This is a genomic window from Aquimarina sp. (assembly GCF_977115655.1).
In genome coordinates this window covers 1-16,839 of record NZ_CDSBKO010000015.1, presented here as the reverse complement: position 1 = coordinate 16,839, position 16,839 = coordinate 1, and the positions used below count along the sequence as shown (strand labels likewise).

Here is a 16,839-nt window from a genome sequence, read left to right as displayed (position 1 = left end):
TTCTGTAAGCAGACAATCGTTTTATCTACATAAAAATCTCTGTTTTTTCGACGACATATATGAACAATCCACAAGAGTTTTATAAAAGCCAAATTTTAATACATAGCCAATCTTTAAAAAAAGTAAAAAAACAACTTGCAATTTCTAGTAGTATACGACTATCTGTTTTTCTTGCCATAATCGCAGGGGTATATTATGGATATCCTAATACTCAGATTATTATTGGCAGTATTGTTATTGGAGCTATAGGTTTTATTTATTTGGTCACCCGGCATTCTAACCTTACCTATATCAAAAACAAGCTAGAAAAGCTTTTAAACATCAATCAATTAGAACTGGATGTTTTTAAAGGCGATATAAGCAAATTATCCTCTGGCAGTGAGTATACCGATCCAACCCATTTTTATAGCCACGATATCGATCTGTTTGGGGAGCATTCTTTTTTTCAATACACCAACCGTACAACTACCTTGGCAGGAAAAAATAAACTGGCAAAAATACTAACCGCAAATACTATCGATACTATCGAGAAAAAGCAAGAGGCTATAAAAAACATGTCGATACTACCAAAGTGGCGACAAGAGTTTAGTGCCATTGCTTCTTTGGCAGAAGTAAGCACTTCTGTTTCAGTAATTCAAAAATGGCTGCAAAACTACACTATGGTGATACCAAAAATCATGCGCATATTACCTGCTATAGTCTCTGCTATCTCAGTACTACTATTAGTATTGCTATTTGTCGAAATTATTACCTTTAATATGTTCGTAATCTGGTTTTTTGTTGGACTTGGTGTTACAGGAACACAACTTAAAAAAATCAACACCTTATACAGCAACTCTAATCAGGCAAAAGATACTTTTGAGCAATATTACAAGCTCGTAGACAAAATAGAGAACACCAAATTTGAAGCTGCTCTATTACAAGAAAAACAACAATTGGTTATTGACCAAAAACAAAAAGCTTCCTTAATCCTAAAACAATTTGCAGACATCCTTAATGCTTTTGATCAACGCAACAATATGCTGTTTGGAGTTCTTGCCAACGGATTGTTCCTTTGGGATCTATTGCAAAGCTACCGCATAGAAAAATGGATTACCAAAAATCACGATAAAGTAGCACAGTGGTTCGAGGTAATTGCTTTTTTTGATGCCTATAACTCTTTGGGCAATTTTGCTTTTAATAATCCCAAGTATATATATCCAACCATAACCAAAAACACGACCATACTTAATGCAAAACAATTAGGGCACCCTATGCTTAATCCTGCCAAAAGAGTAGATAATGATATGGTTATCGACAAAGAACAATTTTTAATCATTACAGGAGCTAATATGGCAGGTAAAAGTACTTTTTTACGCACCGTAGCCCTGCAAATTGTACTATCTAATATAGGATTACCAATCTGCGCAACCAGATGTGAGTATCGACCTGTTAAATTAATAAGCAGTATGCGAACGTCAGATTCATTAAGTGATGATGCCTCGTATTTCTTTTCAGAATTAACACAACTTAAAAAGATTGTGACCGCTCTGGAAACCGATGAATATTTTATCATTCTGGACGAGATCCTAAAAGGCACCAACAGTAAAGATAAAGCAGAAGGATCCCGCAAGTTTGTAGAAAAAATGGTTAAAGCCAAGGCAACAGGTATTATTGCAACACACGACTTAAGCCTTTGCGAAATAGCGACAGAACTACCACAAGTAAAAAACCGCTTTTTTGATGCACAAATCATAAACGACGAACTATATTTTGACTATAAATTTAAGGATGGAGTTTGCCAGAACATGAATGCCTCGTTTTTATTAAAAAAGATGGGGATTGTGTAACACATACTATCTTGCATACTACAAAATATTTTGTGAGAGAAGATGAAACTACTTGATACTTTTGACCTCCTCGCATCTTTACCCATCACTTTTAGTCTGGGATAACTATATCTTATACGGGGAGTATAAAGTTATACTTAGGAAGCATAACATCTGTAAAGAAACTAAAAAAGGCACTCTCAATTTTTGATGATTTTATAGCTTTCCAGATGCAATACTATTGATTATCATAAAGGGTAAAAACATCTATTATTTTTAAAAAAGAATGTCATTTTCTTGTGTTATTAATTTTAAAATAAAGAATAGCTGTAAATTTGACTACTCATATAATTGATCAGAAATACGAAAAAAACAAAATGAGAAATGAGATAAAAACAAAATACATATTTAATTATGTATTTGTAATAGGCTTAGTTATTCTAATTATCAATGACCATGTTTTAAAATCAATTTTTGGAAACTGGATAACTGGAAAAATATCAGATTTTGCAGGTATATTAATACTTCCTATGTTTTTAAAGTTCATTTTTCCTTTCAACACAAAAAAAGCAATTATGATTTCAGTATCATTTTTTATTTTTTGGAAATCTGCCTTTTCACAGCCTTTCATAAATTATTTTAATGAAATAGGAATATTTAAAATCAATAGAGTAATTGATTATACAGATTTCATAGCTTTTTTAGTTATCCCTTTAACAAAGTATGTACTGGATAATGTTAAAAAATTTGAGATTATACTAAACAGTCATATAATGAAAAAGCTGGCTACATACTCCTTATTAACAATATCTTCAATATCTTTTATAGCTACTTCTAAGGAGGATGATGATTATGATGAAAGAAATCAATTTCCTAATAATTGTTGCATTTCAGATCCTGTAAATACAAAACTAGGAATAGGAAGAGTATACATTCCAACAGCATTTACTCCGGATAATGATGGTATTAATGATTTTTTTCAGATATCTACGGATTCTAATATTTTAAAGATTAATAAATTTTTAGTGTTTGATAAATACACAGGAGAAACTTTATTTTTAAAGAATGATATTAGTAATATAATCCCTGAAAATGGGTTTGATGGAAAAGTGTCTGACAGAATAGTTGCAAAATCTTTTAACTATGAAATAACAGTAACCTCAAAAGATAATATTTCAGAAGTATTTAAAGGATCTGTATGCTCTTTACCATGTGATAGTTCCAATCCAACTATAAATATGTATAATTTTCAGGATTGTACTTTCTCTACACAATTTGATAGTACTAATGGCTATAATAGTGATACGGATTCAGAAGAAAATCCAGCTTGTTATAAACTGTAATACTATTGTCTCATTATAGACTTTCTATTTATGCATCCAATTGTAAATCTAATTGATCAAATAAGCAGGCAAAATTTGTGGAGTAGTGAATTAAAGTTACATCGAAACGAATACCTAACGTTAAAAGGAAACATAGATACCAATCTCTATTTGGTTACAGAAGGCAGCTTACGGATTTATATTGTAGATAAGTCCGAAGAACAGATCATTCGGTTTGGATATAAGGATAATCTTATCGCCGCTCTGGATTCTTTTATACAAGAAAGCCCAACAGATTTGTACATACAAGCCCTAAAAAAAACGACGCTAAAAGTAATTGACAAAACTGAGTATATGAAACTCATAAACTCTTCGCCAGAAAATATACAACTATGGAACAAAATTTTAGAAAATTTTGTTATACAGCAAATGGAAAGAGAACGGGATCTCTTAACCAATTCGCCCATAGAGAGATATTATCGGGTTTTACAACGCAGCCCTCAACTCTTTCAGGAAATACCAAATAAATATATCGCATCCTATTTAAGAATGACTCCGGAAACACTTTCAAGAATCAAAAAATCTTAATTTCAATCAATGTTTTAATGTGCTAAAATGTAGAGATTTGTAAAAAAAACAATGAAAATAGCATCCAAAGATTTACTTCAGAATTTAATAGAAAGAACGAAACAAAACATAATGGAGGCAGAAAAATTTAATCTGCTACCCATAGCTACACTAAACAAAAGAAATAGCCCAGAGAGTTGGAGTATTTTAGAGTGTCTTGAGCATTTAAATTTATATGGAGATTTTTATCTTCTGGAAATAGAAAAAAGAATGGAAACTTCTACTACTGAAAGTGCTACCATATTTACTTCTGGTTTTTTGGGGAACTACTTCGCAAAAAGCATGCTTCCAAAAGAAAAATTAAATACAATGAAAACTTTTAAAGACAAAAACCCTATTCACAGTGTTTTAAATAAAACCCATATCGATCGGTTTATTCAACAACAGCAAAAAACTTTAGAGTTGTTAAACATCGCAAAAGATAAAAATCTAAATACAATTAAAACTTCCATAAGCATTTCTAAATGGATAAAATTAAAGTTAGGCGACACCTTTAGGGTTATTATTTATCATAATGAAAGACATATAGTACAGGCAAATAAAATACTGCATTATCATTAATCTACAATTTCTTAAATGAAATTAACTGCTAAAAATCATTTCCTTTTACTTCAGATAAATAAGAAAATCTGTGGATGGGGATATTATTTATGACCAAACAAGATATCAAAAACTATCATTGGTCATTTTATATATGTACAAACATCTATTGATTAAGATATCAATAGATGTTTGAAAAAATTAATTTGCCTCTATATTAGCAGCCAAAAAATGGTTTTAAGAAGTCTGGCAATGTATCACAGAAATCATAATCTCCTCCAGGTCCTGATGAGCAGCTAGAACTAACGCTACTTCCTTCACAACTAAAAGAATCAATTACATTTCCTGTTCCATCCTTAACAGTAATAGTTTTTCCGTCATTATTAACACTAATACTGTCTACTTGATATGTTCTTGTATCACAATCAGTAGTTAATGTGCAATCGGCTTGTGCTATTGTTGTAAAAGCTACAGCCATAACGAATGTTAAAAGTTTGGTTTTCATATTGTTTTTTTTAGATTAATAATGGTGCTAAAGTATAGAAACAACAAAAAAACAATCATGTCGTTTGTACAAAAGGCATATAGAATCGTACATTAAGCATATCAGATTGTATGAGAAAGATGTTTATTTTCAAAAAAAGCTTATTTAAAAGAAAAATCAACATCAAAAAGGCAAACCCCGGGATTAAATCCCTATAAAGGATTAAAATATACCAAGCTTTGCAACTAAAAAATAATTAATACACCAGATTATTGAAAACCAATAATTTCCAGATCTTCCCGAAGAGTTAAATCCTTTATAAAAAGTTAAATTACAGAAAACATAAACGTATTGTTATGGTAAGTAAAAGTAATTTCTTATTTTTTCTTTTGAATATTTATTTAAAGTAACATCTGTCAAAATTTTACATAGTAATCACAAACCCTTAAAATATTTAATCTATTTTCAAGAAAAAAATTGTTGCTGTTTATATAAAACCCATTTTAAAAAATCATAAATATTAAAAGTATAACCTAACTTCCGTATAATATATGTAAAATTCAATTTTATAAGACTTTCAAATTATATACTCAAAAAACCTAATCCTTATTATTTTGCACACAAGATTAATCTCCCCCATCCTTAATCGTGGTATACGAATAAGCTTTTTGCTCTTTGTGTTTGGGATACTACAAACCCATGCACAAAAAGAGATCAATAATACTTCTTTTAAAATTCCTTTCTCTGCTGTTGATTCTGTTCAGCTTTTACAAAACCAAGCATCGATTTTTGAAGAGAACAAGGACTTTTTAAAAACGGCAAGCACTTTAGAAAAGGCACTCGAATTATCTAAAAATTATAATGATTTTCAATCCATTAAAAAAATAATATATCGAATGGAATTTATTTACAGAGCCCGCTTAAAAGAATATGATAAAGCCGAAAAAATAAACCGTTATTTAATGGGGCTATGTAAACAAAAAAAAGATACCAGTTGTTACATCAGGCTAAAATTAATTTCCGCAGATTTAGAAAAAAGAAAGTATCACTACTTAAAAGCCTTTCTAATTTATGAGGACATGCATTTGTTTTCAAAAACAATAAAAGATACGCTTAGTATAATTGATATCCATATATCAAAATCAATTTTCCTTCATTCTATAGGAGAATTTGATTCTGCAAAAAAAAAGCTTCTAGAAGCACTAAAGATGACAAAGCCTGTAGACTCTTTATCTCGAAAATCCATATATATTAACTTAAGTAATTATTTTTCATCAGACTCTTCTTTATATTATTTACAGAAAGCAAAATCATATTCTCAAGACAAAATCAAGGCTGATGATTTTTCCTTGCACAACAATATTGCATGGTATTATGTAGAAAAAAATATGCCTGTAAAAGCTTTAGAGATAATGCAAAAAAATATAGACTTTGATAAAATAGAGCTTTATCGAAATGATTATGGTGCCATCCTTCATACTATGGGGACCATTTATTTTCAATTATCAGATTATTCTAAATCCGCAAAATATTATGAAAATGCATTAATAGAGTTTCAAAAAGAAGCTGCCCCAGAGGATATTTTATTGACTTTAAATGATTTACACACGGTGTATAAAAAAACTGGGGAAAAAGAAAAACTAATTGGTTTATTAGATAGTTACAAACATTTTTATCCAATATTACACAATGAAAAACTCAAAAAAAAATTAGCTGTTTTAGAAATCAATAAACAATTAAAAAAAAAGGAAAAAAAATTATCTGCATCGATACTTAAGAATCAAGAAATGGAAAACTCTGTTTTTAATTCCCAACTTTCCTTTTATATACTTAGTATCATTATGTTGATAGCAACCATCCTTATTATTCTTAGAAATCACTCTAATAAAGTGAAATTTTATAAGCTGGAGAATAAACTGGCATTTATGAGGTTACAGTCCCTAAGAGCTATCATGAACCCTCATTTTTTGTTTAACTCTTTTAGTACATTACAAAATTTTATCTTAAAAAAAGAGCACCTAAAAGCAAATGATTATATGACAGAATTATCATTACTGATCAGAAATGTTTTATATAATTCGAATAGTGTATATATCAGTTTTAAAGATGAATTAAAAATCATCCAATCGTATATCAAATTAGAACTAGAAAAATTAGACAATACTATTGAAGTAAGCTATACTATTGACTCTAAATTAACTGAAACCAATCCTATGATCCCTTCTATGATTATACAACCCTTTGTAGAAAATGCAATCATTCACGGGCTTACAAATTCTGATAAGGATAAAAAGTTAGAAATCAGCTTTAAAAAGGACAAAAACGCAGTGTACTGCGAAATAAAAGATAATGGTGTAGGAATAAACCATAAAAAAGAAAAAGCTTTTAACCAAAAACACCTTTCTATTGCAACCAAAAACACCAATGAAAGGTTAATGATTTTAAAACGACTAGGATATAAAAACGCCAAAATCAATATCACCGACCTCACACCTGCTTCAGGAAAATCAAAAGGCACAAAAATTGAGGTTACATTACCAATAATTAGCAATCTAAATCTATATGAGAAATAAATTAAGTTGTGTAATCTTTGACGATGCAAAAAAAGACAGAGAGAACATTCGTCTTTTATTAGAGAGCTATTGCCCTCAAGTAAAAATTATAGGAGAAGCTAATGATAAAAAATCGGTTATCAATATATTATCCGAACAGTCCCCTGATTTGGTATTTATGGATATCAAGATGGGAGAATTTACAGCTTTTGAAATTCTTAATGCCCTGGACAGTATCCCTTTTGAAATTGTTTTTGTATCTGCTCATGATAAATATGCTATCAAAGGATATGAATATGAAGCATTTGACTACATCCTTAAACCTATTGAAATACAAAAACTTATAAAAACGGTAATAAGAGTATCAAAAAAAGTTTACTTACAAAAAAGAAATATCAATATTATTGAAAACAATGATTTTCAAAAAAAAATAAACTCTATAAAAACAAAAATATCTGTTACCGATTCTAAAGGAATACACGTTATAGACATAGACTCTATTATATATTGTTTGAGCAATCGAAATTATACTAGTTTTATATTAAAAGATAAAAAAGAAATAGTTATTTCTAAAAACCTCAAATATTTTGAAGAAAAATTAAGCGATTATGGTTTTACAAGAATCCATAAATCATACCTAATCAATATAAACCATGTAAGTTACCTGTGTAAAGAACAAGGAGGGTCTGTAGTAATGCTTAATAATGATTCTTTACCTATTTCTAAAAACCTTAAAAAAGATTTGTACCAAAAAATAAATATTTTATAACCATATTTTACTTGCCAAAAAAATTGAATAGCAGATATCAAACACATTATCCTGCACCTTTGTTGTATAAAAAAGTAAAGCATGAAACGAACAAAACAAATAGCAAATAGATTTAGAGAAGTAATTTTAAATGGCGTATGGATTGCCAACACTAATTACAAGGATCAATTAACCAACATAACCTGGTGTCAGGCAACAACCAAAATAGAATCTTTAAACACCATTGCAGCACTTACTTTTCATATCAACTATTATATTGCCGGTATTTTGAACGTGTTTGAAGGAGGTACACTGGAAATTAGGGACAAATACAGCTTTGATATGCCGCCTGTTACCTCACAAAAAAATTGGGAAGAGTTACTAAATATTATGTGGAATAATGCTGAAAAATTTGCGGATAGTATTGAAGATATGCCCGACGAAGATTTAGATAAAGTATTTGTAGACAAAAAATATGGGACATACCAAAGAAATATCGAGGCAATGATAGAACACAGTTACTATCATTTAGGACAAATTACTTTAATTAAAAAAATGGTATTACAATCTGAAAAATAAAAGGATGGATTGAATAGTTCACCTTATAATGAAGGTTAAAATAAACAACCTCGTAGTAAGTTCGCCAGATATGCTTTCGAAACTATATTTCTTTTTTGAAGCAAGCCTTCGAGAATCAAACCTTCAATCAGAGATTAAAAACATAAAATATTAATATGACAGATTGCTATGAAAGCCTTAATAGTTACTGGGCAAGAACAAAATTAAGTACCCTGCAAATTATAAAAACACATTGTACTGCCATTACAATAACAATCCTAAAGTTTGTTTTTAAACCTGTTAGAGCTGTATTTAATAACAGTTTTGATTTATTGGCAAATACCGATGAAAATTTAGGCAATTTTGATGCTTTAGGAAATAAACGAAAAGAGGGGTTTGGAGAAAACTATCTTACAGAATTAGAAATACAACAATTTTTAAAAAGTGGTATTCATGGCCCGTTTAGAGTATTAACAACAAACGAGGCAGAAAATCTGGCTAATGAAAGTGATACTCTTTTTCAAAATCATTTTCATAAAACCACTGCTTTTGGGGACGATATTTTAAACTCTTTAAAAGCATCTGGTGATTATTCTATTAATTATCTGGGATTTTTTCAGGGATCAAAATACCGAAAGATTTGGGATGTTTTGGTTCATCCCAAAATAGCACAACCTTTACAAAGTATTTTGGGAGATGATATATTATGCTGGAGATCTCAATTTTTTGAAAAAAAACCAGGTCAAGAAGGGACATTTTGGCATCAAACAGGCACTTTTAGAGAGTCTGATGCAAAACCAAAATTAGAACCAACCACCCCTACACACCCTGCAATAGCACAATTATCTGTCTGGATTGCACTTAGAGATACCAACAAAGAAACAGGATGTTTACGAATGATCGAAGGGTCATTTAAAGATGGGCGTTTTGAAAGGATTGTTACCAATATCCAAAATGATCTCTTTGGATACTTAATGTCGCTATCCTATTCTGAAATTATCAAATCCCTAAAAACTATATGGTATACCACTGGTAATTTCAAAAAAGCACAATTGGTATTTGAAAAAATAAAAAAAGAAGTTCCTTCCCTTTTTGAGAATGTTATCGTTAGAGATCTGGAAATGAAAGCAGGAGAAGCAATCATCTTTACTTCTTTAAACACACATGCATCTTATGCAAATACATCAAAGGATTGTGTGCGTTTAGCTTTGGCAGGAAGATATACCCGATCAGACGTTCATATATTTAAGCACGAAACCATTTCAAAATTACCCACCAAAAAAGGCAACCTGCCGTACAGTATCACCAAAGAACCATCTATTCCTGTTTGTGGTAACCCAAAACACCCAAAAACCAATAATAATATAGCAAAATACCCTGCAAAATAAAACCGATCACACTTAGTTATCCCAAATTAACCATCAATTCAAAGATTAAACAAGATTAGATTCCTGTAGTTTTTTTCTGTACTTAGATGGGGTAATTCCCTTAATAGATTTAAACTTTCTGTTAAAATTAGAAAGGTTTTTAAAACCACTTTCAAAAGATACTTCGGTAATAGAAATATCTGGTCTTTTAGAAATAATCCTGCAAGCGTTCTCTATTCGTACCTCTGTCAAAAACTGAAAAAAAGTCTTGTTGGTACGCTGTTTAAAATACCTGCAAAAAGCATTGGGAGTCATACTGGCTATACCAGATACCTCCTGCAAACTCATATCGCGATAAAAATTGTTCATCACAAACTGAAAAACAGTAGCCATTCGTTTTCCTTCATTATCGGTATATTTTTTTCTGGTAATAGACGACGATATCGTCTGTATCTCTGCTTTACTAAAAAGTTTTAAAATTTGTAGAAATATCACAAAACGATCTAACCGGTATTTCTTTTTTTGAATTGCTAAAAATTGTGCCTTTAATTCTTCCTTTTTAGAAACAGCTCTAACACCATAAGATAAACTATTAAAAAAATCAGAGATATCATTAAACTCAGAAAGTTCGAAAAAACCGGAACCAAAAGATTTTTCTGTAAAAAAAACAGAAATCATATAAGAATCCGTAGTAGAGGCAACACTTTTTAAAACATGGGGAACCTTACTGCCAAAGACCAAAATATCTCCTCCTTTATAATTTGTAATAGTATCCCCAACTATCAAACTCCCCTCTCCAGAAACAATAAGAGACATTTGAATCTCTTCATGCTGATGAAGAGTATCATAAAACATCAAACCCCTATCCTCCTGAACGATAAGTGTATCTGTAGATGTTTTAGGTATTTTAAAAGGCAAAACTTTCATCAATACACATTTTGTTTAACTGTTTATTTATATATCAAATTTGTATGCCTGACTTATATAAGTAAAATACACCCTTAGCTATTTTACTGCATCGAAAATAACCAATATTATTCATTTTATAATCAGAAGATACTAATGTAGGGTAATATTGTATCAGTATTGGATAATTTTGCAATATCCCTTTCATGGGTTTACTAATATCTTTGGCAAAAAAAAATCATTATGACAATAGATTGGAAAGGTGTAATGCCCGCAGTGACCACAAAGTTCACAAAAGAAGATACTTTAGACTTAAAAATGTTCGAAGTTAACATCGATGCACAATTAGAAGCAGGTGTTCATGGCATTATACTTGGAGGAACCCTGGGAGAAGCCAGTACATTAAGTGATGACGAAAAAAGGATTTTGGTAAGAACCACGGTAGACATCGTTAAAAACAAAGTTCCGGTTATTATCAATATTGCCGAACAAACCACAAAAGGAGCTATAGAAGCCGCTCAAAAAGCAAAAGAAGATGGTGCAAGCGGTTTAATGATGCTCCCTCCTATGCGATATAACGCAGGAGATTATGAAACTTTGGTATATTTTAAAGAAGTTGCCCAAAGTACAGACCTGCCAATAATGGTATATAACAACCCTGTAGATTATAAAATTGAAGTTACCCTGGATATGTTTGAAGAGTTGCTAAAACTGGACAATATACAGGCTGTAAAAGAATCTACCAGAGATATTTCTAACGTTACCCGAATTAAAAACAGATTTGGGGATCGGTTAAAAATTCTTAGCGGTGTAGATACATTAGCACTTGAAAGCTTAATAATGGGTGCAGATGGATGGGTTGCAGGGCTGGTAGATGCTTTTCCGGCAGAAACCGTGGCAATCTATGAACTTCAAAAAGCAGGAAGAATTAAAGAAGCTATAGCTATTTATCGTTGGTTTTTACCACTACTAGAGTTAGACATAAATGCCAAATTAGTACAAAATATAAAACTGGCAGAAGTAGCTACTGGTATAGGTACAGAAAATGTTCGCGCCCCAAGATTACCTCTTGTTGGCGAAGAACGTAAAAGAGTTTTGGATATTATTAAAAAAGGCTTGGAAACAAGACCTGTTTTGCCCGATTACAAAGAACTTAATGTGGTAACAAATTAAATGTTAAACACAATACATAATGTTATACATTATGTATTTTTACAAGTACTCATTTTATAATCAATAACCTCGTAGCATGCTAACCGGATATGTTTTCAAAAGCATATTTCGTTTTTGAAGCAAGCTCTGGAGAATTAAAACCCTCGATGAGGAATTAAATCATTTAAAAACCATGATAACAGGCAAAAACTATATAGGAAATAAATTATCCGCATCAGGAACTGTTTCTCATAGAACATTCAATCCGAAACTTAATACAGAGAATGACTGTGATTTTTATGAAGCAACTCTTGAAGAAGTAGATGAAGCAGTATCATTAGCCGATCAGGCTTTTAAAGAGTACCGAAATATTTCGGGAGTCAAAAGAGCAAAATTTTTAAATGCAATAGCAGACGAAATTCTGGCACTTGATGACGAATTAATCAAAATGTACTGTACAGAATCCGGATTGCCAGAAGGAAGAGCTATAGGCGAAAGGGGAAGAACAATATTTCAATTAAGATCCTTTGCAGAATTAGTTTTTGATGACGCTTGGAGAGAAAATATAATCGACACAGAAAATATAAATCGGGAACCAGCACCCAAACCAGATATTAGAAAAACCAATATCCCGTTGGGTCCTGTAGTTGTATTTGCTGCAAGTAATTTTCCTTTGGCATATTCAACCGCCGGTGGAGACACGGCAAGCGCATTAGCTTCAGGGTGCCCTGTAATTGTAAAATCACATTCTATGCATGCCGGGACAGGAGAACTGGTTGCTTCAGCCATTATTAAAGCTGCACAAAAAACAGGAATGCCTAATGGGGTATTTTCTAATATTGCAGGAAGCGGTAGAGTTGTTGGCAGTGCCCTGGTAAAACACCCAAAAGTAAAAGCTGTTGGATTTACAGGTAGTATTACAGGAGGAAGAGCCTTATTTAACCTTGCTGCAAGCAGGGAAGAACCAATTCCTGTATTTGCAGAAATGGGTAGTATCAACCCTGTTATTATTACTCCGGCAGCTATTGCTAAAAGGGCTAATGAGATAGCCGGCATATATGCAGGATCAATTACAATGGGAACAGGTCAATTTTGTACTAGCCCCGGACTTATACTTACTATAGATAGTCCTGAAACCAGAAACTTTATCAAAGATCTGGGTCAAAAAACCACCGCCATTGACCCCCAATGTATGCTGCACCCAAATATCAAAAAAGATTTTATAAAGAACAGAGCTTCTGTATCAGAACAATCCGGAGTAGAAGTAGTTGCTGCTATACAAGAAAAAGTAGAACCTAATTATGCTCCAACTCAGATTTCGGCAGTTTCTGGAGCTGATTTTTTAACAAACCCAAAAATGCACCAAGAAGTTTTTGGTCCATTTTCGCTAGTGGTAAAAAGTAAAGACGAAGCAGAGCTTGTAGAAATAATCAATAATCTGGAAGGGCAATTAACAGGAACCATTCTGGCTGAAAAATCTGATTATTCCAAATTAGACAATATCATAAATGCCCTTCAAAACAGAGTTGGGCGTATTATCTTTAATGGTGTTCCTACAGGGGTAGAAGTATGCTCTGCTATGTTACACGGGGGACCATATCCTGCCTCTACAGACAGCAGGTTTACCGCAGTTGGTATTCATGCAATCAAACGATGGGTGCGCCCCTTTAGTTATCAAAGCTGGCCTAATGACTTATTGCCAGACCAACTTAAAAATGAAAATCCATTAGGGATTTTGAGAGTAATAGACGGTAAACATACCGATAAAAAAATATAATTTTCTATCTTAATCCTCAAAAATATACCAGTTCTTATTCTTTTATAGTCAAATGATATAAGAACTGGTATTTATAATATGTATGTGATATGAAAATTTTAAAAATTTCAGGGATACTATTTTTGTTTATTAATAGTAGTTGTAACAATCCCAAACAAGAAATAAAGAACATCCCTGAAGAAGCCAAATTACATACTATCATAACTGAAATTGAAGAAAGAGAAGGCTATGATAAAAAAATATACCCTCTTGGACTTTTTACCAAAGCATATTTTAAAAAAGAAGCAGAGTTTGCACAAGAAAAAATAACAGAACTTAAAAATATTGATACCACCCTGCTTAAAGAAACAGATAAAATATCTCTGGAGTTATTAAAATTCACTTTACAACAAAGCAGCGATTTTTATACTTTCGAAAGCTATTTAAATCCCCTGCTATCCGATTCTGGATTTCATAACAATCTTAATTACATTGTTAAACCGCTTACTAATTACACACAGGTCAAAGAGTACCTGAACACTCTTGATGCAATACCAGAATTTGCAGAGCAACATTATAAAAATTTGCGAGAAGGTCTTGAAAAAGGAGTTTCGCAACCCAGAGTTATTTTTAATGGATATGAATCTACTTATAACGATCATATTGTTGAAAATGCAGAAGAAAGTTATTTCTATTCTCCCTTTAAAAATCTACCACAATCCTTAAATCAAAATCAAAAAGATTCTATACTACATGCAGCAAAGGAAGTTATTAAAAACAAAGTTATTCCTGAGTTTAAAACCATAAAAACATTTTTTGAAACAGAATATCTCCCTAAGACCAGAACTACTCTGGGAATATCCAAAACCCCTAATGGTAAAGCATACTATCAAAACAGAATAGACTTTTATACTACAAGTACAAAATATACCGCAGAAGATATTCATAACATAGGTTTAAAAGAAGTTGCCCGAATAAAGGCACAAATGGAACAAGTCATAGAAGATCTAAATTTTGAAGGCAGTTTCTCTGACTTTTTTACATTTTTGCGTACCGATAAACAATTTTATGCAAAAACCCCCCAAGAATTACTTAGGATTGCCAGGGATATAGCAAAAAGAGCAGATGAGCAGCTCCCCCGTTTTTTTAAAACACTACCAAGAAAACCGTATGGCGTAGCCGCTGTTCCTGATGCTATTGCTCCAAAATATACCAGTGGCAGGTACATAGATACAGAAGCTAATAGTACAGAACCCGGTTATTATTGGGTAAACACGTATGATTTACCAAGCAGAATGCTATACACATTACCCGCACTAACCGTACATGAGGCCGTACCCGGGCATCACCTGCAAGGCAGTTTAAATAACGAGCTTGGGGATAGCATACCTCAATTTAGAAAAGATTTGTACTTGTCTGCTTATGGAGAAGGCTGGGGATTATATTCAGAATTTTTGGCAGAAGAAATGGGGATGTATACTACTCCTTATGAGCATTTTGGAAAATTAACCTATGAAATGTGGCGAGCCTGCAGATTAGTTGTGGATACCGGTATTCATGCCAAAAACTGGACCAGAGAACAGGTTATCGAATTTATGGCATCCAATACCGCATTATCCATACATGAAATACATACAGAAACAGACCGGTATATTTCTTGGCCCGGTCAAGCTTTATCTTATAAAATCGGAGAATTAAAAATAAGAGAGCTTCGTAAAAAAGCAGAAACAGAGCTAAAAGATAAATTTGACATCAGAGAGTTTCATGAAACAATCTTAGAACAAGGAACCGTAACACTTTCTATTTTAGAAAATAGAATTAACAGATATATTGAAAAGACAAAAAATGGCAAGAAATCTCTATAAATGTATTGATGCACATACCTGTGGAAACCCGGTACGGGTAGTTACCACAGGAAGACCCAATCTGGTTGGAAAAACAATGAGTGAAAAACGGCAGCATTTTCTTGCCGAATATGATTGGATCAGAAAAGGATTAATGTTTGAACCCCGGGGACACGATATGATGAGTGGTAGTTTTCTTTTTGAACCCCATCATCCCGATAATGATTTTGCTATATTATTTATAGAAACCTCCGGTTGTTTACCCATGTGTGGTCATGGCACTATAGGAACAATAACCATCGCTATCGAAGAAGAATTAGTCGTACCAAAAACCCCGGGTAGAATTAGAATGGAAGCCCCCGCAGGTCTGGTAGAAATAGAGTACCAACAAACTGGTAAAAAAGTGGATTGGGTAAAACTTAAAAACGTAAAATCTTATCTGGCAGCAGAAGGATTGACTATAGATTGCCCGGAACTGGGAGAGCTTACTTTTGATGTTGCTTATGGTGGTAATTTTTATGCAATCATTGATCCGCAAAAAAACTTTAGCGGGGTACACAATTATACTGCAAGTAAATTAATACAATACTCTCAGGTAGTAAGGGAACGTATTGGGCAAAAGTATCCAAATACTTTTATACACCCAGAAAACGATACCATCAAAAATGTAACGCATATACTGTGGACAGGAGATCCAATCGATCCCTCCTCTTCTGGCAGAAATGCGGTTTTTTATGGAGATAAAGCTATTGATCGCTCTCCATGCGGAACAGGAACTTCTGCCAGAATTGCGCAACTACATGCCAAAGGAAAACTAAAAAAAGGAGAGGAATTTATTCATGAAAGTTATATAGGCAGTACATTTATAGGTAGAATTGAAGAAGAAACAGAATTAGCCGGTATAAAAGCCATAATACCAAGTATACAGGGATGGGCAAAGGTGTATGGGTATAATACTATTATCATAGACGAAGATGATGACCCTTATGCACATGGTTTTCAGGTTATTTAGATATTGTTTGCAGGACATGATTTAAAGAAAAAAGGATTTAATGAAAGAAGGAAAAAAGGATTTAATGATCTAATGAAAGAAGGAAGGAAAGATTCAATAACTTAAAGAAAAAAAGGATTTAATGATCTAATGAAAGAAGGAAGGAAAGATTCAATAACTTAAA

General features: G+C 32.2%; 14 protein-coding genes. 12 read left to right on the top strand and 2 right to left on the bottom strand.

Going from position 1 to position 16,839, the window contains the following annotated elements; translation table 11 throughout:
- Positions 1-59: 59 nt before the first annotated feature.
- The 4 genes from ACZIYX_RS08385 to ACZIYX_RS08370 all read left to right on the top strand — a co-directional run bounded on the left by ACZIYX_RS08385 (position 60) and on the right by ACZIYX_RS08370 (position 4,318).
- Entirely contained in the window at positions 60-1,829 is a 1,770-nt protein-coding gene (locus ACZIYX_RS08385; RefSeq protein WP_462681767.1) for a MutS-related protein, read from the top strand.
- A 356-nt stretch (positions 1,830-2,185) separates the two neighbouring features.
- Positions 2,186-3,151 carry a T9SS type B sorting domain-containing protein gene (locus tag ACZIYX_RS08380; protein WP_462681766.1) on the top strand — a complete coding sequence of 322 codons (966 nt, stop codon included), beginning with the start codon at positions 2,186-2,188 and terminating at the stop codon, positions 3,149-3,151.
- A gap of 30 nt (positions 3,152-3,181) precedes the next feature.
- The gene (locus tag ACZIYX_RS08375; RefSeq protein ID WP_462681765.1) at positions 3,182-3,718 is read left to right on the top strand and encodes a Crp/Fnr family transcriptional regulator; all 537 of its coding nucleotides are present in this window, start codon (positions 3,182-3,184) and stop codon (positions 3,716-3,718) included.
- A gap of 51 nt (positions 3,719-3,769) precedes the next feature.
- The gene (locus ACZIYX_RS08370) at positions 3,770-4,318 is read left to right on the top strand and encodes a DinB family protein (protein WP_462681764.1); all 549 of its coding nucleotides are present in this window, start codon (positions 3,770-3,772) and stop codon (positions 4,316-4,318) included.
- Between the two features lie 196 nt (positions 4,319-4,514).
- On the opposite strand, the gene ACZIYX_RS08365 is transcribed toward ACZIYX_RS08370, so the two are convergent.
- A complete protein-coding gene (locus ACZIYX_RS08365) occupies positions 4,515-4,802 on the bottom strand; it encodes a hypothetical protein (RefSeq protein WP_462681763.1) in 288 nt (95 codons plus the stop codon).
- Positions 4,803-5,395: 593 nt separating this feature from the next.
- Between ACZIYX_RS08365 and ACZIYX_RS08360 the strand changes: the two genes are divergently transcribed.
- From ACZIYX_RS08360 to ACZIYX_RS08345, 4 genes are all read left to right on the top strand, one after another.
- Positions 5,396-7,354, top strand: coding sequence for a sensor histidine kinase (locus ACZIYX_RS08360; protein ID WP_462681762.1), 1,959 nt, complete (start codon positions 5,396-5,398; stop codon positions 7,352-7,354).
- On the top strand, positions 7,344-8,102 hold the full coding sequence (locus ACZIYX_RS08355) for a LytR/AlgR family response regulator transcription factor (protein WP_462681761.1): 759 nt from the start codon (positions 7,344-7,346) through the stop codon (positions 8,100-8,102). Before ACZIYX_RS08360 ends, ACZIYX_RS08355 begins: the two co-directional genes overlap by 11 nt.
- Before the next feature lie 81 nt (positions 8,103-8,183).
- On the top strand, positions 8,184-8,660 hold the full coding sequence (locus ACZIYX_RS08350) for a DinB family protein (protein WP_462681760.1): 477 nt from the start codon (positions 8,184-8,186) through the stop codon (positions 8,658-8,660).
- Between the two features lie 155 nt (positions 8,661-8,815).
- Positions 8,816-10,027: a phytanoyl-CoA dioxygenase family protein gene (locus ACZIYX_RS08345; protein WP_462681759.1), complete on the top strand. Its 1,212-nt coding sequence runs from the start codon at positions 8,816-8,818 to the stop codon at positions 10,025-10,027.
- Between the two features lie 45 nt (positions 10,028-10,072).
- Here the strand turns inward: ACZIYX_RS08345 and ACZIYX_RS08340 are convergent, their stop codons facing one another.
- On the bottom strand, positions 10,073-10,933 hold the full coding sequence (locus ACZIYX_RS08340; RefSeq protein ID WP_462681758.1) for an AraC family transcriptional regulator: 861 nt from the start codon (positions 10,931-10,933) through the stop codon (positions 10,073-10,075).
- Positions 10,934-11,155: 222 nt separating this feature from the next.
- Here ACZIYX_RS08340 and ACZIYX_RS08335 point away from each other — a divergent pair, with 222 nt between their 5' ends.
- The 4 genes from ACZIYX_RS08335 to ACZIYX_RS08320 all read left to right on the top strand — a co-directional run bounded on the left by ACZIYX_RS08335 (position 11,156) and on the right by ACZIYX_RS08320 (position 16,676).
- On the top strand, positions 11,156-12,085 hold the full coding sequence (locus tag ACZIYX_RS08335) for a dihydrodipicolinate synthase family protein (protein WP_462681757.1): 930 nt from the start codon (positions 11,156-11,158) through the stop codon (positions 12,083-12,085).
- 172 nt (positions 12,086-12,257) lie between these two features.
- On the top strand, positions 12,258-13,841 hold the full coding sequence (locus tag ACZIYX_RS08330; protein ID WP_462681756.1) for an aldehyde dehydrogenase (NADP(+)): 1,584 nt from the start codon (positions 12,258-12,260) through the stop codon (positions 13,839-13,841).
- An 89-nt stretch (positions 13,842-13,930) separates the two neighbouring features.
- Positions 13,931-15,685, top strand: coding sequence for a DUF885 domain-containing protein (locus tag ACZIYX_RS08325; RefSeq protein ID WP_462681755.1), 1,755 nt, complete (start codon positions 13,931-13,933; stop codon positions 15,683-15,685).
- Entirely contained in the window at positions 15,666-16,676 is a 1,011-nt protein-coding gene (locus ACZIYX_RS08320; protein WP_462681754.1) for a 4-hydroxyproline epimerase, read from the top strand. The genes ACZIYX_RS08325 and ACZIYX_RS08320 overlap by 20 nt, the downstream gene beginning before the upstream one ends.
- Positions 16,677-16,839 lie beyond the last annotated feature (163 nt).